This is a genomic window from Burkholderia torrens (genome assembly GCF_984668525.1).
This window is the reverse complement of sequence record NZ_OZ480213.1, coordinates 886892-907174: the sequence shown is the minus strand read 5'-3', so window position 1 is coordinate 907174 and position 20283 is coordinate 886892. Positions and strand designations below refer to the sequence as shown.

Below are 20283 nucleotides of genomic sequence, written 5' to 3'. Positions count from 1 at the left end.
GTGCATCGCGTCAAGCATCACGTGCTTCCGCCGCGCTCAGGTAGCCGGTGAGCACTTCGAAGCGGCGCGTCGCACCCGGCGCGAGCGCCGCGACATGGCCCTTGCGGCGTTCGGCTTCATACCCCTCCGGCTCGCAGGTCGACGGCAGCGCGAACGCGGCGACCTGCTGGTCCGCGTTGTGCAGGATCCAGCGCGCCGCATGCGGGAATTGCTCCGCGCGATACGCGGTGTGGAACGCGCCGCCGTCCGGATGCGCGAGCCGGAAATGCGCGATGCCGTCGGCGTCCGTTTCCGCACCGTTCATGAAGAACACGATCTCGGGGTCGTACAGCGCGGGCGTATCGAGCGTCGCGAGCCGCTCGGGTTCGCGCGCGAGCGCGGCCGTGTAGTCGCGCCACGCAGCGGTCGGCTTCACGTGCGCGGGCACGCTGTCGCGCAGCCGCAACCCGCCGCGCGACAGCGACTGCACGAAGCGGCCGCCCGGCACGTACGCGTAGTTCAGGTGAGCCATGTACATCAAGTCCATCGGCGTGCCGCCGAGATTCGTCACGTCCATCGCGATCGTCATCCGCGCGTCGTGCTCGGCGAGCCGCACCGACGGACGTGCGACATAGTGGCTGCCGAAGCCCTGCACGAACTCGTATTCGCCGGTCACTTCGACGATCGCGCCGCGCGCATCCGCGCCGACGACGAGGCTCGCGCGGTCCATCGGCGCGCATGGCATCTCGCCGTGCAGCGCATGCGTGTCGTCCGGCCCCGGGCAGCCGTTGCGCAGCAGCCCGCTGTGGAACATGAAGCAGCCGTAGGTATCGATGATCGACGTTGCGCGCTTCGGCTGCCGGAACATGTGCTTCATCGTCAGGTCGCGGCCGTCGAATTCGGCGGCCCAGATCATCTGGCCGAGATACGGCAGCACGACGAGATGACCGCGACGGTTCTCGAGCCGCAGCGCTTCGACGCCGGACGGATACGCGAACGCGGTGACGGTGAGGCCGTCGGTGCGGTACAGCGTGCGCGGCGCTTCGCGGAAGTCGTCGCGCCGCAGTTCGATCTCGCCTCGCATGGTCAAGCTCCCGACGTGTTGCGCGACGCGGCGTAGCGCGCGGTTGCGCGGCCGTCGGCGGCGGCGTCGGGCGTCGCGGCCGGCAGGTGGCGCAGGCAGTAGAAGCCGTAGTAGACGATCACGACGAAGCATGCGAGCGGCACGACGAACGCGAGCTGCATGTTGCCGCCGGTGTGATCGGAGATCAACCCCTGGATCAGCGGCACGACCGCGCCGCCGACGATGCTCATCACGAGGATCGAGCCGCCGTATTCGGTGTCCTTGCCGAGACCGTCGATCGTCAGGCCATAGATCGTCGGCCAGCACGGGCCGAGGAACACACTCACGCACACGGCCGCATAGACGGCCGTGATGTTGTGCACGCTGATCGTGTACGCGAGCAGCGCGATGCACAAGATGCCGTAGACGATCAGCACCTTGGCCGGGCCGACGCGTTTCATCACGAGCGTCGCGACCAGCTTGCCGACGAAGAACGCGAAGAACGTCGCGAGCAGGTAGTGCGACGCGCCGCGCTCGGTGAGGCCGCCGATCTGCATCGCGAGCCGGATCGTGAAGCTCCATACGCCCACTTGCGCGCCGACATACAGGAACTGCGCGACGACGCCCGCGACGAAGCGCCGGTTGCCGAACAGCCGCGCGAGCGTGCCGCGCGCGTCGATCCGGTGCGTGATCGCGCCGGGCCCGTTGCCCTTGCAGGCCGGGTAGGGTGTGAGCGCGAACACGATGAACACGGCGACGAGCACGGCGATCAGCCATTTGTACGGCGCGAGCGTGGCCTGGATCATCGCGAGCTGGTGCACGTGCGCGTCGGCCGCCGACATCGCCGCGAGCTGAGCGTGCGACGCATCGCCTTCCTTGAAGATCAGGAGGCTGCCCATGTAGACGCCGGCCATCGCGCCGAACGGATAGAACGTCTGCGAGATGTTCAGCCGCCGCGTGCTGGTGTCGCGCGGGCCCATCAGCGTCGAATACGAGTTCGACGCCGTTTCGAGGAACGACAGGCCGGCCGCGATCACGAACAGCGCGACGAGGAACATCCCGTATTTCGCCATCGACGCGGCCGGGAAGAACAGCAGGCAGCCGGTCGTGTAGAGCAGCAGGCCGACGAGGATCGTCGTCTTGTAGCTGAACTTCTTCACGACGGTCGCGGCCGGAATCGCGAGGAAGAAGTAGCCGAGATAGAACGCGGACTGCACGAATGCCGATTCGAAATCGGACAGGAAGTACGATTTCTTGAACTGCGCGATCAGCACGTCGTTCAGGTTCGCGGCGGTGCCCCACAGCGCGAACAGGCAGCACAGCAGCGTGAACGCGAAGAGCGGCGTGCGGTTCAGGTAATAGCCGTCGGGGGTGTGTTCGATCCTGGCTCGGCTCATGGGTGTCTCCTTCCCAATGTCTCGTCGATGAAGGCGCCGATCAGAAGCCGGCGTCGTGGAGGAAGCGTTCGAACGTCGCGGCGTCGGCGTACGACTTCTGCGTGCCGAGGCCCGTGACCGAATGCGCGGCATACGCGGACGCGTAGCGCATCGCGTCGACGGCGTCGCGCGATTGGGCGTAGCAGCGCGCGAAGCAGCCGATGTACGCATCGCCTGCGCCCGTCGTGTCGCGCGCGTCGACCGGGACGCCCGGCACGTGCCGCACGCGATCGCGCGAGACGAGCAGCGAACCGTTGCTGCCGAGCGTGACGAGCACGTGCTTCAGGCCGCGTGCGACCAGCGCTTCGGCGGCGCGGGTGGCGCTCTCGCGCGAATCGACCGGCATGCCCGACACGATCGCGAGCTCGGTTTCGTTCGGCACGAAGAATTCGACGGAGCGGATCCGCTCGAAATCGAGGCCGGCCACCGCGGGCGCGGGGTTCAGCAGCACGGGGATGCCGTGCCGCGCGCCGAATGCGATCGCGTGATAGACGGTGTCGAGTTCGATCTCGAGCTGCAGCACGATCAGTGCGCATTCGGCGAGCGCCGGCGCGGCCGCGTCGATGTCGGCCGGCTTCAGGTGGCGGTTCGCACCCTTGACGATCAGGATGCTGTTGCTCGAATCGGGTTCGACGAAGATCGGCGCGACGCCGCTCGGCACGCCGGCGACCTTGCGCACGTGCGTGGTGTCGATCCCTTCGCGCTCGAAGTTGCGGATCGTGTTGTCGGCGAACACGTCGTCGCCGACCTTCGTGACCATCACGACGCGCGCGCCGAGGCGGGCGGCCGCAACGGCCTGGTTCGCGCCCTTGCCGCCGCAGCCGAGCTCGAAGTTCGGCGCCTCGAGCGTTTCACCGCGGGCGGGCATGCGTTCGACATAGGTCACGAGGTCGACCATGTTGCTGCCGATAACGGCGATTGTCTCCATCTGGGTCTCTTCCTTGGTATTGAGGTGGGCCGCGCGTGGTCGCCGGCGGTCGCAATGAATGATAATAAAATAACATAAAATGTGAGAATGCGATCTTGTGGTGTGAGATTGGTCACTATTTGGGCTGGACGTCCGGGGAGGGGGGGGCATGTGGCGGGTGTCGCCATTTCTTCCTGCGCCCGGCGCTCGAACGATCCGGTTGTTTGTGACAGTTTCCTGTCCGTCCACGCGTGCCGGCTGCTACTCGTTTCGCATTTCGCGACATGGATTCCGATCATGTTTCATCATGCGGGCGATCTCCGATCTACTACCCGAATCAATCCGATACCGTATTCGTGATGACGGCGCCGCCGACGCGCGGCCTCCGTCATGACTCGAGGATCTCCCCATGCCCCTGCGGCTTCCTGGCCGGCTTCGCCCATCGAGCGCCGATACCACCAGCACGAGCAGCGACGCGCCAACCACTCACGCCGACGTGGACAAACCCGCGGCACAGGCGCGGCACACGCTGCTCGACGGACTGTCGAAGGTGCCGCGCCGGCTAGGCGGCAAGGTCGCGAAGGGGCTCGAGAAAGCCGAGCCGGAAGTGGGCGCGGCGGCGGCGGCCAGCTACGAGCTGTGGGCTGCGTCTAATGCGACCGCCGCCGGTAGCGGGCTCGCCAGCACGTTCCACGGTGCGACCGAGCAGACGCACGTGGTCGGCGAGGCGACCACCGGTATCGGCATGTTGCCGCAGGCGCTCGACGTTGCCGCGACCGCGGTCTCGATGACCAACAAGACGGTGACGCTGGCCAAGACCGCGAGCGCCGTGAAGGATGCAAAGCCGGGCACGCTCGCCGGCAACGACGCACGGGTCGCGCACGATCTCGCGAAGGGTAACGCCGCGCGTGCCGCGCCCGGCGCAATCCGCGACGTCGGGCTCGGCGTGCTGGGCGAGGTCGGGCGCGGCGAGAGTGCCGCGCATCACGGGCAGTCGATGTACGGCAGTCACGCGGTGACTGCCGACGGCGCGATCGGCCTGGCCGGCAGCGCGATGTACGTGGCGGCCGGTGCGATGACGAGCGCGAAGGTCGACCGCAGCGTCGATCGCATCCAGTTGCTGCGTGCCGCGGTCAGGAACCCGGTCAGCGCGCGGACGGATTCGTCCGGCGCCGCGCTGCGCGAACTCGACGATCTGCACGCGTCCGGCCGGATCGGCTCGAATGCCTACGCGATCCTGCGCACGCGCAGCGACGCGGAGGTCGCGCGCTTCGTGAAGAATTTCAATGACCTCGGTCTGGTTGGCCAGAAAAAGCTGCTCAACCTGCTGCACTTCCCCAGTACGCGCAATGCGGTGCAAGTGCTGAACATGGGGCGCACGACCAACCTGAACAGCGCGAGCATGCGGCGCGGGGCCCGCGAGGCCGTGATCGACGCGCTGATCGAGGCCGAAGTGCGCCCCGGCCGCAGCGAGGCCGTGTTCGATGCGCTGAAGACTGCCCGCTCGGAGGCGCTGGGTGCCAGGAGTTCTCCGGCCGTCGCGTCCGCGGAAGCGCAACTGCGCAAGGCCGGCATCGACCTGCACGCGTTCCCGCCATCGACGCTGCGCGCGATCGCCGCGGCCGGCGATGTGCCGGCCTTCATCGCGCGCTACCAGGCACTGCCGGCCGCGGACCGCGAGCGCTTCCACGCGACGCTGCACTTCGGCTCGTGGCGCTTCTGGAAGGCCGACGCGACGCTGCCGACCACGCGCCCTCAGCGTGCCGATATTCGTGCCGCGCTCGTCAAGCAATTCTCGCAGGGCACCGACCTCGACCGGCTCGGCGAGCTGCGAACGCGCTACAACCAGAAGGTGCTGCCGTTGCAGACCGGCCGCACGCATCCGCAACCGGACACAACCGACACGCTGCGCAAGCACATCCTCGCGCATCAGGACGTCGCCCTCGACGCGCTGCGCGAGGAGAAGCGTCATGCGAAGGTGCAGGTCGGCTACGGAGCCGTGAGCGGCGCATTGTCCATCGCGGAACTGGCGGCGAATCCCGGTGCGGCGGCAGGCGTCAGCGCGACACGCGCGGTGATGAGCCCCGTCTATCTCGCGTATGCCGGCCGGCGTTCGCTTGCCGCCGACATCAACCGGCGCAATGCGATTCCCGTGACCGCGGCGATGCGCGAGGAGGCGTTGCTGCGCGGGTTGCCGGATCTCCATGCAAGAATCGCGAACGGCGGCGCACGTGCGATGCGGCTGCGCAATGGCGATCATTTCCTTGCGAACACGCTGAAGATGTCGCCCGGCGACATCGCGAAGCTCAATGCGCTGGAACGCGCGGACCGCTTCGACGACGCGCGTGCGCTGCTGACCGCGCATGCTCCCGACGCGAGCGCGAAGCTGGCGCTGCGTGTGCTCGCCGAGGAATGCAGCGGGCTCGGCACCGACGCACAGCAGCGCGATGCACTCGCGTTTGTCGCGCGCGAGGCCGCGCTCGGCAGCGGCGACAGCTACACGGCACTCGCCGGCATCACGCCGATGTCGCAGCCGGACGACAGCTACGACGCATTGCAGGCGCATTGTCTTGAAGAGGCTGCCTATACGCCCGGGCCGGCGCTTGCCGCGCTCGGCGCACGCGTGGCCGGCGGCGACGCGCCGGCGACTGTCGGTTTCGACGTGGCGCCGTATCGCGGCCGGCCGGCGCCGGAAGTGACCGGCATGCTGACGACGCGCTTCGCGGCCGACAACCCCGTGTTCGCCGCACGGTTGTTCGCCGCGGAACTGCGCGGCGGCGGCGCTGGCGCGGTGGCCGCGCGCAACACGTTGCGCGACTTTCGCTTCACCGAGACGGAAATCGGCGAGCTGGAAGCGATGCCGAAGCACAAAGCGGCCGCGTGGCTCGAATCGCACCTGTTCGGGGAGCACCTGCGGCGCCGCTTTTCCGACCAGGTGCTCGATTCGCGCGGCGTCGACGCGGCCTCGGCGGTGGCGGACCGGATGCCGGAGCAGGGCGTGTCGGCCGCCGAACCGTTGACGTGGCGTCTGAAGCTGGAACAGGCCGGCGTCAGCGTGATCGGCAACCATGGCTCGCCGGGACTGGACTCGATGCTGTATGCGCTGCATCAGCAACTCGGCGGACACAGCGAAATGCCGACGAACATCGCGTCGCGCAAGGTGATGAGCGCACGCCGCCGCATCCTGGCCGAGATAACGGCCGCGCAGCCGGATCGCCACGTCGACGTGGTGCGCGATCGGGACGCGATCGTGCGCATTGCGGCGGACGTGTTCGGCAAGCCCGGCGCGACCGTGAAAATCGTCGACGCGACCGGCGAGGGGGCGCCGCATCTTGTCGGCGGAGCGGCTGCTGCTGCCGGCGGCCCGCCTTCGCGCGTCGACGCGGTGCTGTGCCACGATCAGCGGAGCAACTGCACGTTCGTGCTGCACGGCGGCGACGCGAGCGCGCTGCCATCGCGCACGGAGAGCAGCGCGTTCGAACTACCGCTGCCGGATCTGGGCGTCGGCGACTTCTCCGCGGAGGTCATGGGCACGCTGGGCATGGACATGCCGGTCGAAGGCCGAACGCCCGACGGCGGGGCGCTCGCGATCCGGAGCCCGGCGGATCTGACGCGCTTCATCGTCGGGGCGCGGCCGCACGGCGTGACGGCTGCGGCGGGGCGCTCGACCGTGTCGCCGGCGAACGAAGCGCTGTTTGCCTATCACGGGATGGTGTTCCGGGGCGATTCGCGCTCGCCGAGCGAGGTCGTCCGGGCCGGCGGGTTCGCGAGCCGGAATCCGCTTGCCGTCGACGCGCACCTGCTGGAGGCGCAGGGGCTTGCGCGGACCAAGGGCGCGACGGGGCAATCGGGAGTCTCGACCGCGAAAACCGCGGCGCACGCTTTGCCTTACTGTGCAAACGGCGCAGGCTCCGGGCCCGGGTATCTCTACGTGATCGACACGCGGCGGCTGGGCGAAGGACAGCACGCGTACGACATGACGAAGACGATGGTCGCGAACGGTCACATGACCGTTGCACCGGACGGCGATGATCCAACCGGGCACGAGGTGAATGCAACGGGCGTTTCGGCCGAGGCCATCGTTGGATGGGTAAAGATCGACGATGCCGACGCGTTTGTCGATCGGATGTCGTCGGGTGGCGGCAACCCGACGCAGGCGCTCGCCGACCTCGTTCGGCGCGGTGCGCCAGTTCAAATGAATCCGCGATACGTGGCGGATTGACGGCGAGCCGTGACGGGTTCGATCGCGGGTGCGCTGGCCGGTTTCTCGCTGCGCCCCGCTCGACTGATACCGCCCGCTACACGTTGACGACGCCGCGCCCGAGTTCCACCACGCGCCCGCCGACGCTGATCCTGCCATCCGCGCTGACCGACAACCGCAGCAGGCAGGGCCGCCCGACGGCTTCGCCTTGCTCGACCCGAAATGCGGCAGGCAGATCGCGTCCGGCGGCAAGCAACCAGCCACCGAGGTTCGCACAGGCCGACCCGGTGCCCGGATCTTCCGACACGCCGCCGCCCTGCTTCACGAAGAAGTAACGGGACACCACCGTCCCCGGCCGTTCGGCGTCGAACGCGAACACATACGCGGTCTTGCGGCCGAGGCTGCTGGTCGGCCAGATGTCGAGGAGAGCGCCGTCGGGCCGTGCGCGCCGCACGGCGGCCGGGTCCTTGAGCGCGACGAGCAACTGATCGGCGCCCGTGTCGACCCAGATCGGCGGCGCGAGCAGATCTTCTTCGGCGAGCCCCAGCAGTGCCGCCGTCCGTGCGCCGGACAATTCGCACGGTGCCGTCTTCGGCATGCCCGCGTGCGGCGCGACGAACGTCCACACGTCGTCGCGCGCATCGACGTCGACGACGCCGGCCTTGAATTCGAGCGACAGCGCGTCGCCCGCTTTCAGCAGGTCGCGCACGACATGCGCGGTGCCGAGCGTCGGATGGCCCGCAAAGGCCATTTCATAGCCGGGCGTGAAGACGCGGACCCGCGCGTGTGCACGGTCGGACGGCAGCACGAAGGTCGTTTCCGACAGGTTGAACTGCACGGCCAGCGCCTGCATGGTCGCGTCATCCATGCCGCGCGCGTCTTCGAATACGCAAAGCGGGTTGCCGCCGAACGTCGATTCGGCGAAGACATTCAGCAGGCGGAAGGTGTAGGAGGACATGGGTGTCTCGTGAGGGTCGCGGCCATGAAGCGAATGTGCAGTACGCCATTGTGCCTGCAGGACTCGACAAAGGTAGCGGAACACGCGCCGTCCAGTTTTCATGCATGATCGGAGGGGCGCCGATTCGATTTTGCTGGAACCGGCAATTCAGGTGGGAGGAGCAAGACATGACACCCGGCAAAGGCGTCCTGAATTCCAGCGACGCGAATACCGATGCACCGCGGGCAGCGCTGGACGCGATCGTGCGCGGCGTGGAAGCGCTCCGCATTCCCGCCGCAACGGATTGGCCGACGGCGCGGCATTACCTCGCAGACAACGACGGCCAGTGGAAATTCTCCGCGGTCCTGGTAGCGATCGTCACACGGCGCGAGCCGACGATCCTGCTGACCAAGCGATCGTCGGGGCTCAGCGAATACGCGTCGCACGTGAGCTTTCCGGGCGGGCGCCCGACCGAATCCGACGTGAGCATCGGCGCGACCGCGCTGCGCGAGGCATTCGAGGAAATCGCCCTCGATCCGGGCGCGGTGCAGGTGGTCGGCAGCCTGCCGATTCATAAAACCCGCAAGCGCAATCACGCGATCTTTCCCGTGATCGGCATCGTGCCGGAAACGGCCGCATGGGAGGCCGCGCCGGTCGAAGTCGAGGAGATCTTCGAGTTTCCGTTCTCGGCGCTGCTGAATCCCGACCTGCCGCGGCAATACGCGGACGGCGAACGCGCGGGCGGCTGGTACTGGGCAGATCAGCCGCAGGACATCTGGGGCGTGACCGCGTTCATCCTGAAGTCGCTGGCCGGCCTGGCGCTCGATGCCGCACGATGAATGTGTGCGGCGCGGCTGGATTCCGGCGCTCGCCCGTCAATGCGACGACACGAACACCGCGTCGTCGAACGCCTCCGGAATCGCGAAGCTTTCACGCATGCGCTGCGTTTCCTTCGCCGGCGTGAGGCCGAACAGACGTTTGAATTCGCGGCTGAACTGCGACGGGCTCGTATAGCCGACCGCGTAGCCGGCTGCCTCCGCCGTCAGATCCTGACGCACCATCAACAGCCGGGCCTGATGCAGGCGCGTCGACTTCAGGTATTGCATCGGCGAGACCTGCGTGATCGCCTTGAAGTGACTGTGAAAGCTCGGCACGCTCATGCCGGCTTCGTCGGCCAGTTGCGACACGTCGAGGGGCTGCGCGTAGTCGGCATGGATCACGCGCAGCGACCGGCCGATCCGGCCGAACTGCCCGCGCATCGCGAGCGCGCTTCGCATCGCGCTGCCCTGGGCGCCGGTCAGCACCCGGAAATACAGCTCGCGCAGCAACGCCGGGCCGAGCACCGCGGCGTCGAGCGGCCGGTGCATCGCCTCGACGAAACGCAGCACCGATGCGTGCATCGCGTGATCCATCGGCGTCGACATCATGCTCTTCGGCGCCTGCACGGGTTCCGCGCTGCCCGCGCGGTCGATCTGCGCCGCGAGTTCGGCGGCCAGCGTGAAATCGAGGTGCAGGTACAGCGCGAGCAGCGGGCGCTCGGGCGTCGCGTCGGTTTCCATGCTGAACGGGACGGGCACGGACACGGCCAGGTAGTGGTGTTCGTCGTACAGGTAGCGTTCGCCGCCGAAGTAGCCGCGCTTGGAGCCCTGGCACACGATCACGATGCCGGGGTCGTACAGCACCGGCGTGCGCGACAGCGCGCGGTTGGAGCGCAGGATGCGCACGCTCGGCAGTGCCGTCAGGTTGTAGCCCTCGTCGGGCGCCAGCGTGCGCAGCAGCGTCGTCAGGCGCTTCCGGTCGCGCGGAGACAGTGACGGAGGTTGGGCGGAGTTGGAGGCGGCGCTCATAGTTTTGTGCAAGAAAATCAGCGGAATCGGGCTTATTCGGCGTTGCTCGCCAGACTAGTATGCATGCTCCAATCGACATTTGGGAGAAGCACACATGGCATCCGGCAACATCATGCTCATCACGGGCGTCAGCAGCGGGTTCGGTCGCGCGCTGGCACAGGAGGCGCTGGCAGCCGGTCACACGGTGGTCGGTACGGTGCGAAGCGAGCAGGCGGCGCGGGAATTCGAAGCGCTGTCCGCGCAGGCGGCGTTCGCGCGCGTGCTCGACGTGACCGACTTCGACCGCATCGACGGCGTCGTCGCGGAGATCGAGGCGAACGTCGGGCCCGTCGACGTGCTGGTGAACAACGCGGGCTACGGGCACGAAGGGATCATGGAGGAGGCGCCGCTCGCGGAGATGCGCCGGCAGTTCGACGTGAACGTGTTCGGCGCGGTCGCGATGATGAAGGCCGTCGTGCCGTTCATGCGCGAGCGCCGGCGCGGGCGCATCCTGAACATCACGTCGATGGGCGGCCACATCACGATGCCGGGCATCACTTACTACTGTGGCAGCAAATTCGCGCTGGAAGGCATTTCCGAAGCGCTCGGCAAGGAGCTCGAGCCGTTCGGCATCGCGGTGACGGCCGTCGCGCCGGGATCGTTCCGCACCGACTGGGCCGGCCGCTCGATGGCCCGCACGCCGCGCTCGATCGCCGACTACGACGCGCTCTTCGACCCGATCCGCCAGGCGCGCGAGGAAAAGAGCGGCAAGCAGCTGGGCGACCCCGCGAAGGCCGCGCGGGCGATGCTCGCCGTCATCGCGGCCGAACACCCGCCCGCCCATCTGCTGCTCGGTAGCGATGCGCTGCGGCTGGTGCGGAACAAGCTGTCCGCGCTGGACGACGAAATCCGCGCGTGGGAAGCCGTGACGGTCTCGACGGACGGCTGATGCGCGCGGCGTCGTTCGTTTCCTGCCGGTGGATGATCGGCCATCGCATTGCACGATGGCGTCGTGGTTTCACAATAAAGGCCGATAATGGCAGCGGCCCGTTCGCCACGTTCATCCACCTCACAGGAGCATCGCGATGCCATACGTCACCACGAAGGACAACGTCGAGATTTTCTACAAGGATTGGGGTCCGAAAGACGCGCAGCCCGTCATGTTCCACCACGGCTGGCCGCTGTCCAGCGACGACTGGGATGCGCAACTGCTGTTCTTCGTCCAGAAGGGCTATCGCGTGATCGCGCACGACCGGCGCGGCCACGGGCGCTCGGCGCAGGTCTCGGACGGCCACGACATGGATCATTACGCCGCGGATGCGTTCGCGGTCGTCGAAGCGCTCGACCTGCGCAATGCCGTGCATATCGGCCACTCGACCGGCGGCGGCGAAGTCGCGCGCTATGTCGCGAAGCACGGCGAGCCGGCCGGCCGCGTCGCGAAGGCCGTGCTGGTCAGCGCAGTGCCGCCGCTGATGCTGAAAACCGAATCGAACCCCGAAGGCCTGCCGCTCGAGGTGTTCGACGGCTTCCGCAAAGCGCTCGCCGACAATCGCGCGCAGTTCTTCCTGGATGTGCCGAGCGGCCCGTTCTACGGGTTCAACCGGGAAGGTGCAACCGTGCATCAGGGCGTGATCCGCAACTGGTGGCGCCAAGGCATGGAAGGCAGTGCGAAGGCGCACTACGAAGGCATCAAGGCATTCTCGGAAACGGACCAGACCGACGACCTGAAGTCGATCTCCGTCCCGACGCTCGTGCTGCACGGCGAAGACGACCAGATCGTGCCGATCGCGGACGCCGCGCTGAAGTCGATCAAGCTGCTGAAGAACGGCACGCTGAAAACCTACCCGGGCTACTCGCATGGGATGCTGACGGTCAACGCGGACGTCCTGAACGCCGACCTGCTGGCATTCGTGCAGGCCTGACGATGTCGGGCGCTTGCCTGCCGCGTGTTTCAGCCCAAGCCGTTGAAGCGGACGCCGGGATGCGCGAGGTGTGGCAACCGGCTCGCCGTCGGCCCGTTTCGGCCCGCTAGTCGTTGCGCAGGAACACGACGTAGCCGCGGAACCACGGATTCGACGCGAGGTACGGCGGCGCGTCCCATTCGCCGCCCTGGATCACGCCGACGCGAAACGGCAGCTGCAGCCGCGCGACGCGCGGCAGGTAGTCCGCATAGTCGGGAATCGTGCGGCGCCCCTGGTAGGTCTGCACGATCACTTCGTCGACGATTCCCCTCAGCTGGTTGACCTGGTCGGGTTCGATGCGGCTGCTCCAGTCGAGCAGCCCCGTGATGCTCAGCCGGCAATCGGCGGGCAGCGTCGCGCGCAGCGTCCGCAGGAATTCGAGGTAATCCTGCAGATGGCGCGTACGCGCATCGAAGTCGATCTGGATGCCGGTGATCGTGCGGCCCGACGCGCGCCAGCGCTCGAGCTGCGCGAGCATGATCTGCGTGACGCGCGGCGTCCAGCGCAGCGTGTGCGCACGATAGACGAGCCACACGCGTGCGTTGGGCGCCGGCGGCAGCGCGACGCCCTGCGCGATCACGCGGACTTGCGACTCGTCGCGCGGCGCCGCCTCGATCTGCCCTTGCAGCACGTAGACGGTGCGCGCGCCACGCACGACCGCCTGCGGCTTCACGCCCGCCCACAGCCAGAACGCGTCGTACCGCGCGGCGTCGACGGTGCCGGCCAGCGCGACGCGCGCGGCCAGCAGCAGCGCGATGCACGCGATAGGCTTCATGCAGCGCTTACCAGTAGTAGCGAAGCTTCTGCGCCCACGGGCTGCCCGGATAGGCGGTCTTCAGCGTGTCGAACCAGCGCTTGCGCGTGCTCTTCGACACTTCCTTGCCGCCGCATTCGTTGGAGCCGGCCGGCGCATAGCACTTGATCGCGCGGTAGAACGCGTACGCGCGGTCGTTCGGGTTCGCCTGCGCATCGGCCATCACCGTCACGTAGCTCGCCATCCGCTCATACGGCTTGCCCGCGAACTGCGACGGCGCGTTGCCGAGGGTCGGCGGCGGCGTGCGCGGGGTGCTCGCCGGTGCCGCGTAACGCACCCACGGCATCGAATCGCCTTCGAGGTTGGCCACGAGCGGATTGAGGCGGACGAAATCGGCGAGGCAGTTCAACCCTTTCGCGTCGGCGGGATTCTGCTGGAGCGTCGTCGCGATGTCGCGCGCGGACGGGCACGTATAGCCGTCGTCTTTCTTCGGGCCGGCCGCGATGAACGGCTTCAGCGGATCGGCCGGCGTGCCGGACACCAGCGCGGTATCGGCGATGAACTCCGCGTAGTGCGAGCGCGTGAGTTCCTTGTACAGCAGCGTGTAGAGCGCGGTGTCGCGCAGCGCGCCGCCTGCCGCCGGGTTTTGCGCCTGCGCGCGCAGCAGGTCCGCATTGGCCGCGCGCCGGAGCAGGACCGCGCGAATCGCGGTGTTCTGCACGAGCGAATCGTCGGCGAACACGTCGTTGACGAGTCCGGCCTGCTCCAGGTTGATCGCGAGTGCGAGTTCCAGCGCTTCACGCTGGAAGCGGAATGTCGCGAGCGGGATCAGGTCGCGCCACAGCTGGCGCGCCTTGTCGCGCTGGCCGCTGTCTTCCAGCGCAAAGGCGCGCAGCGCCTGCTGGCTCAGGCCGAAGTAGTCGAGCGGTGCGGCGGGCGTCTGCGGCAGCAGTTCGAGCGCGGCATCCGGTTTGTGCCCGATCTGTACATACCAGGTTGCGAGCAGATAGTCGTAGAGCACGGGCGCGTTCGCGAAGCGCGGCTTCTGCGCCTGCAGCTCGTCCAGCGTGATCGGCTTGCTGCTGCTCGAATCGCCGCTGTCCGACACGCGCATGCGCATCAGGTCGACGGTCGCGAGCACGGTGGGCGACTGGATCTGGCGCGCGTCGAATTCCGACCCGAACAGCAGCTTGCTGTCGAGTTCGTTCGCGAGCTGCATCAGCGGCACGTTCGAGGTGGCCGGCGACCAGCGCGCGAGCGCGTGGCCGTAAAGGTCGGCCTGCTGCGTGACGTTCCCGCCGAGCCACGCGACACGTCGCAACAGCCCCGTCGCGGACACCGCATAGCGCCCCTGCGGATACACCTTCAGGTAGGTGCGAAACACCGTATTCGCGGCGTCGAGCGACACCTTCGTCACGCGCGCACGCGTCGGCGTCGGGCTGTCGTTGTCGAACACGTTGGCCTGCGCGGCGTTCAGCTGCGCGCGGCCGGCCATGTAGAGCCCGGTTTCCTTTAGCCACGGGTTCGCGCTGTGGGAAGCCTTCGCGAACGACTGGGTCGCGGTGAGGAAGTCGGCGCGGTAGAACGCGTTCGTGCCGTCGAGATACGCGGCGAACTGCTGGCCGAGCGGCGACTTGACCGGCGGCTTCGTCCACGCGGCGCTCGCGCCGCCGGCGGCACAGGTCTTCTGCGCGATGTCGGTACGCGCCGCGCGCAGGTGCGCGGCTTCGTCGGCGGGCAGGCCGCCGGCGCCGGTCAGGGCCTCGTCGAATGCATCGGCGCCCGTGTTCATGCTGCGGCAGATGCTGCCTTCGCCGTCGGCGTAGCGGTTCGACGATGCGTCGGCATCCGCCGTGTCGCCGGACTTCTCGGGCGCCTTCTGGCCGATATCGATCCATCCGGAGAAATCCATCGGGAACGGCACGACGATCTGGTTGATCCGGTCTTTCGCCGGAATGGTCTTCGGGTCCGGAAACACCTGCGCGACCTTGGCGCTGTCGACCATCAGCAGCATCGCGTTGACGCGCGTGTCGTTGGCCGGGCTAAGCATCGGCAGGTTGGCGCACGAGTAGCCGGATTGCCGGAGCGTGGTCGGTGCATAGCAGCCGTCGTCCCCGCTGGCATGGGCGGCCGGAATCCAGAGCAGGCTGGCCGCCAGCGCGGCGAACAGGTTTCGGTGCAGCAATGGGTTGCTTGGCATTTTTCTTGTGCTGGGTGGGTGGCCGCGACGGCCGGTTCTCTCAGGGGGGCGCTTTGCCCCGGCGCGTATCGTACCTCACGGGCGGCAACGGTTGCCGGTACGCGCAGGCGCGCCGGTTGCGCAGCTCGCCGCCGGGCGAAATGGAAGTCCACTCAGTGTGGACGCAACGCCACCTTGAATCCAGACTGCCTGAATTAAGATGCAGCCGGCAGTGACGGACATCCGACGATAGACGACCTGACGTCGTCCTCGCTGTCCGACGGGGGGGCGGTTTGCCGAAAGCGACGTTCGCATCGATCCGCACGACGGAGTCGATCATGACGGGGGCGCGAACGGATGCCGGTTTCCATGCCTATTAAATAGTATTGCTTATCAATATGGCTGGCGATGCGATGCATTGCTTCGACGCATGGCAGACGAGCGTGCGCCGGCAAATGAAAACAAGAGGATTCCGATGAAGCCCATTACATGCATGGTCATGGCAGCCGCGCTCGCGCTGACTGCATGCGGCGGCGACGACGTCGCGCCGAACGGCGGCGCGTCGCTGTCGACACCGAACAATCCCGGTTCGCCTTCCGGCACGACCTCGCCCGGCGGCGGTACGAGCGGTGGCGGTTCGAGCGGCGGCCCGACGGGCGGCGGCGCCACGCAGCCGCAGGCCGGCTGGTCGACGGCCGCCGCGGTGGACGGCAAGGGGCCGGAGGCCGCCCCCAGCGTGACGCTCGACGCGAGCGGCAATGCGCTCGCCACGTGGATGACCAACGGGCCGGCCGGCGCGAACGGCAACGAGATGTGGGGCGCGCGCTATGCCGCGGGCTCGGGCTGGGGGCCCGCGACGCGGCTCGACACGGGCGATGGTTCGCATTCGATGAACACGACGAGCTCGAGCCCGTCGAGAGTGGTCGGCAACGCGAGCGGGCAGGCCGTCGCGTTCTGGACCGAATGGATGCCGGGCCCGAACACGTATGCGCTGTGGGCGCGCCCGTACACCCCGGCCGGCGGATGGGGCGCGGCGTTCGAAGTCGCGCCGGACGTGACGGGTTCGACCTATTCGGCCGGGATCGACGGCCAGGGCAACGCGCTCGTCGCGTGGACGCAGTCGATCAGCCTGCTCGATACGCGTATCGCGTGGACGCGCTACACGCAGGCCGGACAGTGGTCACCGACGGCGCTGATCCAGATGCCGGTGCAGACCGGGCCGGGCGCGGTGACCGGCGATACCGACAACGTGGGGCCGATGATCTCGGTGCTGTCGTCGGGCCGCGCCGTGCTCGCGTGGCGGCAGACCAACCATACGCACTCGGCGCTGTGGACGGCCACGTACGACGCGGCCAATGGCTGGACCGACGTCAACCAGGCCGTATCGAACACGAGCCTGTTCACGACGATCATCTCGCCGGTGGCCGGCATGGACGCGAAGGGCAACATCACGCTGCTCTGGGGGCAGCTCGACGTGACGGGCGGGAAGCTCGCTACCACCACGATGTCGCAACGCTATGTGTCCGGCACCGGGTGGCAGCCGTCGCAACCCGTGGCGCCTGCCATCGTCGAGCCGACCGGTTTCATCGCGACGCCGATGCTGGCCGTCGCCGAAAACGGCGTGGCCGCCGCGATGTGGGCGGAAGGCGGCGCGGCGCTGCAGGTGAGCGTGTCCGATGCCAGCGGCAACTGGGGGCCGTTGCAGCGACTGACGGAACACCTGAACGGCGCCGCAATCCAGTACCCGCCGCTCGTGGTCGATGCGGGCGGCAACGTGACGGCTGCGTGGCAGGACACCGGTTTGCCGGGTGCGTCGGCCGTCATCGCGGCCAGCTACCGGAAGGGCGCGTGGAGCGCGTCGACGGTGGCGCCGCAGAGCGCGTCGTGGCCGGCGCTGGCCGTCAACGCGACGGGGGCGATGGCGCTGCTCTGGCAATCGTACGTCGCGACGATCGGCAGCCAGGTGCAGGCGAGTTTTTATACGCCGGGCACGTAAGCGCCTCGCGTTGGGGAAATCGAAGGAGAAACCATGAAGCAAACCTTGTATTGCACCGTACGGACCGCGCTGGGCGTCACGGTCGCGGGCCTCGTGCTCGCCGCGTGCGGCTCGACGCAGATGAACATGGTCGACGTACAGACATCGACCGCGAAGACGCTCGGGCTCGCGTCGTCGGACGAGATCACGATTGCCAACGTCCAGTACGGGAAGAAGGACGGGCTGGGCGGCCAGAAGGTGAGTTACGACGCGACGACCGGCAAGGGGCGGCGTTTCGGCTGTACGGTGTTCATGATTCCGGGGCTCACGCCGATCGATCGGCCGACGTACAACAACTGGGAATGCCATCCGCAACGCTGATGGCCGCGATGACGACCACGCCCGGCGTCGGGCGTCGGTCGATCGCTTAGGGGGACGATGCACCGCGCGGGCCTTGCGCTCGCGCAATTTGGTCCGATAATCGACGAACCGATTCTTCCTGTCCCGCCGGTTCGATAAAAAACTGTCATGGATCAAGCTGCATTTGTCCCTGTTTTCAAGTTCCGCACCATCGACTACCCCGAGCCGGACCGGTTCCACGTCTGGGTCAAGGACATGCTGTGCGACTACCGGCTCGATGACGACGGCGGCCACGGCGCATGCGACGCGGAAGCCAGCGGCGCGGCGCTCGGCCCGCTGATCTTGTCGGGCCGGCACTGGCACTCGCGCGCGCCGACCTATACGGTCCGCCGCACCCCGCGGCGGATCCGGCTCGACGGGCAGGATTCGATCCGCTTCACGCTGCTGCTCGGCGGGCGGCTGGCGAGCCATACCGGTGGTCCCGAACTGATCAAGGGCGCCGGCGACCTGTTCGTCTACGACGTCGCGCAGATCAACGACAGCAAGGTCGAGGCCGGCGACGTGATTAGCCTCGTCGTGCCCAGATACCTGCTGCCGAGCCATGCAGCGCAGATGCACGGCCAGACGCTGACGAGCGGCGTGGGCCGGCTGGTCGCCGACCAGATGCTGTCGCTGTTCCGGAACCTGCCGAACGTGCGCATGCAGGACGTGCCGAGCATCGTGCAATCGATGCTGTTGCTGCTGGCCGCGGCGGTGTCGCCGACCGCGCAGGCGTTGAACGACGCACGTGGCCCGATCGAGCATGCGCTGGCCGACCGCGTGCGTCGCTACATCGACGTGCATCTGCTGGAGCCGGATCTCACGCCCGAACGGATCTGCCGCGACATCGGCGTGTCGCGGGCGCGGCTATATCAGTTGTTCAAGGAAGAGGGCGGCGTGATGCGGCAGATCACGCGGCGACGCTTGCGCCACGCGTATCACGTGCTCGGCGATCCGCAGCGCCGGCATCAGCGCATCGCGGAAATCGCATGGGCGCACGGCTTTCCCGACGAGAAGTATTTCCACCGGCTGTTCAAGGCGGAATTCGGTCACACGCCGAAGGAGACGCTCGAGTGCGCGGCCGCGCCGATCCTGCTGCCGTGCGGTGCAACCGATGCGCGCTGGGGCGACGGCGGCCGGCTGGCGGGATGGACGCTGCCGTTCGGGGTGCTCACCAACTGAGCGCGTCATGCGCGAGCGGCGTGCGGCGGCTCTGTCGGCGCATCACGCGCATACGCTGCTGGCGATGCCTCCGTCGTCCATTTCGTCGAGCACGGCGCGCAAGTCGTCGATGGCCACCATCAGCTCGCGGACCTGCCGCAACGACGGGTACTGATGCAGCACGGCTTGCCATTGCGGCAGGGTCAACAGCGCGTGCCAGATGACGCCGAGGCCGTCCGGATCGGTATCCGGCCGTTGCGCGAGCGCGCTCGCGTATTCGAGGCTCGCCTGCGCGGACAGCAACTGCATCCGGCTTGCGGCGCCCAGCAGGCGCGGCGTGGTGTCTGCGGACGCGTCGCAGCAATACAGCACTTCGCGTGGCAGCGCCGTTTCGTCGGTCGTCAATGCATGCAGCGATGCGCCATGCACGTGCACCGTGCCCTGATGCGTCTCGAATGCATAGACCGTGTCGGGCGCGGCCTGCGCGAGCAGGTTCAGGCCGCGCAGCAAGCGCGGCAGATCGGTCGTCGCGGCATCCGCGGAGGCCTTCGCTTCGACCAGGAAGCGCACGTTCCATGCGGACGCCGGGTCGCTGCCCCGCGCGCGTTCGAGCAGGATCGCGTCCCATTCGGTTTTCGCGCGATCGTGCCGGCCCGGGATCGACGAAGGCACGCGCATCGACGTGACCACGCGGTAGGTGCGCTGCTCGTCCACCGCGTCGAGCCTGCGCGCCAGTGCGTCGAGCGCCTGTGCCGCCAGCGCCTCGACGGCCGCGCCGCGCTGCTGGGACGCGGCGCCCTGCGCGACGGCGACCGTGCTGCCGACGAGCGGCCCCTGTCGGACCCACAGCGCGCGGTAGCGACGGACGTCCTCGTCCGCGGCCAGCGCATCGAGCCGCAGCATGCGTTCGAGCGCGGGGCTGTCCTTGAGCCTGACGATGTCCTGCTCGAACGCTTCGTCGGTCGCCATCTCGGGCAGTGCGAGCAGTTGCGCGAGCGCCGCATGCAGTTCGGCCCACGACGTCGCGGTCGCGGCCGCATGCAGGCGCGCGAGCCCGTCGCGTTGCCATGCCTGCGCGCTGCGTTCGAGCTTGGCCGGGTGCGCGATCGCATTGACGGCCGAGTAGAGCGCACGCCGGTCCTGCTCCGCGTGCGCGGACAGCGATGCGTATTCGCGCACGTTCGGCGCATCGTGGCGCAGCACCGAGGCCTGGAACGACGGATCGCCGGATGACGGGTCCATCGCGTCGCGGATCATCCGCGCGAGCGCATCGATGAAGCGTTGCCGCAGGTCGGCGCCGGGCGTGTGGCCGTCCGCCCGCATCCTGCGCGCTTCCTCGATCACGATCGCCAGCGCGGTGGCCGGGTGCGTCGCGTCGGTCAGCGACGCCGCACGCTCGAGCGGCGGCAACCGGTAACGGCGCGCGACGGTGCGCAGGGTGGTGTCGAGCAGGGCGGGAAGCGGTGTCAGCGACATGGCGGGTTGGGCGTGAAAGAGACGTGAAC

General features: G+C 68.0%; 15 protein-coding genes. 7 read left to right on the top strand and 8 right to left on the bottom strand.

Features of this window, described 5'->3' with window-relative positions; translation table 11 throughout:
* Window positions 1-10: 10 nt before the first annotated feature.
* The 3 genes from AC5LXX_RS34405 to rbsK are packed head-to-tail and all read right to left on the bottom strand — an operon-like array spanning window position 11 to window position 3406.
* Window positions 11-1063 carry an aldose 1-epimerase family protein gene (locus AC5LXX_RS34405; protein ID WP_493413652.1) on the bottom strand — a complete coding sequence of 351 codons (1053 nt, stop codon included), beginning with the start codon at window positions 1061-1063 and terminating at the stop codon, window positions 11-13.
* Between the two features lie 2 nt (window positions 1064-1065).
* Window positions 1066-2439: an L-fucose:H+ symporter permease gene (fucP, locus tag AC5LXX_RS34400; RefSeq protein ID WP_493413651.1), complete on the bottom strand. Its 1374-nt coding sequence runs from the start codon at window positions 2437-2439 to the stop codon at window positions 1066-1068.
* A 40-nt stretch (window positions 2440-2479) separates the two neighbouring features.
* A complete protein-coding gene (gene rbsK / locus AC5LXX_RS34395) occupies window positions 2480-3406 on the bottom strand; it encodes a ribokinase (RefSeq protein ID WP_493413650.1) in 927 nt (308 codons plus the stop codon).
* Window positions 3407-3881: 475 nt separating this feature from the next.
* Here rbsK and AC5LXX_RS34390 point away from each other — a divergent pair, with 475 nt between their 5' ends.
* Entirely contained in the window at window positions 3882-7607 is a 3726-nt protein-coding gene (locus AC5LXX_RS34390; protein ID WP_493413649.1) for a hypothetical protein, read from the top strand.
* Between the two features lie 76 nt (window positions 7608-7683).
* Here the strand turns inward: AC5LXX_RS34390 and AC5LXX_RS34385 are convergent, their stop codons facing one another.
* Complete coding sequence (locus AC5LXX_RS34385) at window positions 7684-8544, bottom strand: PhzF family phenazine biosynthesis protein (protein WP_493413648.1); 861 nt, start codon at window positions 8542-8544, stop codon at window positions 7684-7686.
* A 167-nt stretch (window positions 8545-8711) separates the two neighbouring features.
* Between AC5LXX_RS34385 and AC5LXX_RS34380 the strand changes: the two genes are divergently transcribed.
* Entirely contained in the window at window positions 8712-9362 is a 651-nt protein-coding gene (locus AC5LXX_RS34380) for an NUDIX hydrolase (protein WP_493413647.1), read from the top strand.
* Window positions 9363-9398: 36 nt separating this feature from the next.
* Here AC5LXX_RS34380 and AC5LXX_RS34375 read toward each other — a convergent pair whose 3' ends face one another.
* Window positions 9399-10370: an AraC family transcriptional regulator gene (locus tag AC5LXX_RS34375; RefSeq protein ID WP_493413646.1), complete on the bottom strand. Its 972-nt coding sequence runs from the start codon at window positions 10368-10370 to the stop codon at window positions 9399-9401.
* A 94-nt stretch (window positions 10371-10464) separates the two neighbouring features.
* Here AC5LXX_RS34375 and AC5LXX_RS34370 point away from each other — a divergent pair, with 94 nt between their 5' ends.
* Together AC5LXX_RS34370 and AC5LXX_RS34365 are read left to right on the top strand one after the other, a co-directional pair.
* Window positions 10465-11298, top strand: a complete 834-nt coding sequence (locus AC5LXX_RS34370) for an oxidoreductase (protein WP_493413645.1) — start codon at window positions 10465-10467, stop codon at window positions 11296-11298.
* A 136-nt stretch (window positions 11299-11434) separates the two neighbouring features.
* Window positions 11435-12271, top strand: a complete 837-nt coding sequence (locus tag AC5LXX_RS34365; protein WP_493405750.1) for an alpha/beta fold hydrolase — start codon at window positions 11435-11437, stop codon at window positions 12269-12271.
* A gap of 106 nt (window positions 12272-12377) precedes the next feature.
* Here the strand turns inward: AC5LXX_RS34365 and AC5LXX_RS34360 are convergent, their stop codons facing one another.
* Window positions 12378-13085 (bottom strand): DUF3142 domain-containing protein, encoded by a 708-nt coding sequence (locus AC5LXX_RS34360; protein WP_493413644.1) that lies wholly within the window; start codon window positions 13083-13085, stop codon window positions 12378-12380.
* 7 nt (window positions 13086-13092) lie between these two features.
* A complete protein-coding gene (locus AC5LXX_RS34355) occupies window positions 13093-15264 on the bottom strand; it encodes a PA5441 family protein (protein ID WP_493413643.1) in 2172 nt (723 codons plus the stop codon).
* Window positions 15265-15718: 454 nt separating this feature from the next.
* Here AC5LXX_RS34355 and AC5LXX_RS34350 point away from each other — a divergent pair, with 454 nt between their 5' ends.
* The 3 genes from AC5LXX_RS34350 to AC5LXX_RS34340 all read left to right on the top strand — a co-directional run bounded on the left by AC5LXX_RS34350 (window position 15719) and on the right by AC5LXX_RS34340 (window position 18799).
* Window positions 15719-17239, top strand: coding sequence for a hypothetical protein (locus AC5LXX_RS34350; protein WP_493413642.1), 1521 nt, complete (start codon window positions 15719-15721; stop codon window positions 17237-17239).
* 33 nt (window positions 17240-17272) lie between these two features.
* Entirely contained in the window at window positions 17273-17599 is a 327-nt protein-coding gene (locus tag AC5LXX_RS34345) for a hypothetical protein (protein WP_322080794.1), read from the top strand.
* A gap of 147 nt (window positions 17600-17746) precedes the next feature.
* On the top strand, window positions 17747-18799 hold the full coding sequence (locus tag AC5LXX_RS34340; protein ID WP_493413641.1) for an AraC family transcriptional regulator: 1053 nt from the start codon (window positions 17747-17749) through the stop codon (window positions 18797-18799).
* Window positions 18800-18841: 42 nt separating this feature from the next.
* On the opposite strand, the gene AC5LXX_RS34335 is transcribed toward AC5LXX_RS34340, so the two are convergent.
* Window positions 18842-20254, bottom strand: coding sequence for a 3-deoxy-D-arabino-heptulosonate 7-phosphate synthase (locus tag AC5LXX_RS34335; RefSeq protein ID WP_493413640.1), 1413 nt, complete (start codon window positions 20252-20254; stop codon window positions 18842-18844).
* Window positions 20255-20283 lie beyond the last annotated feature (29 nt).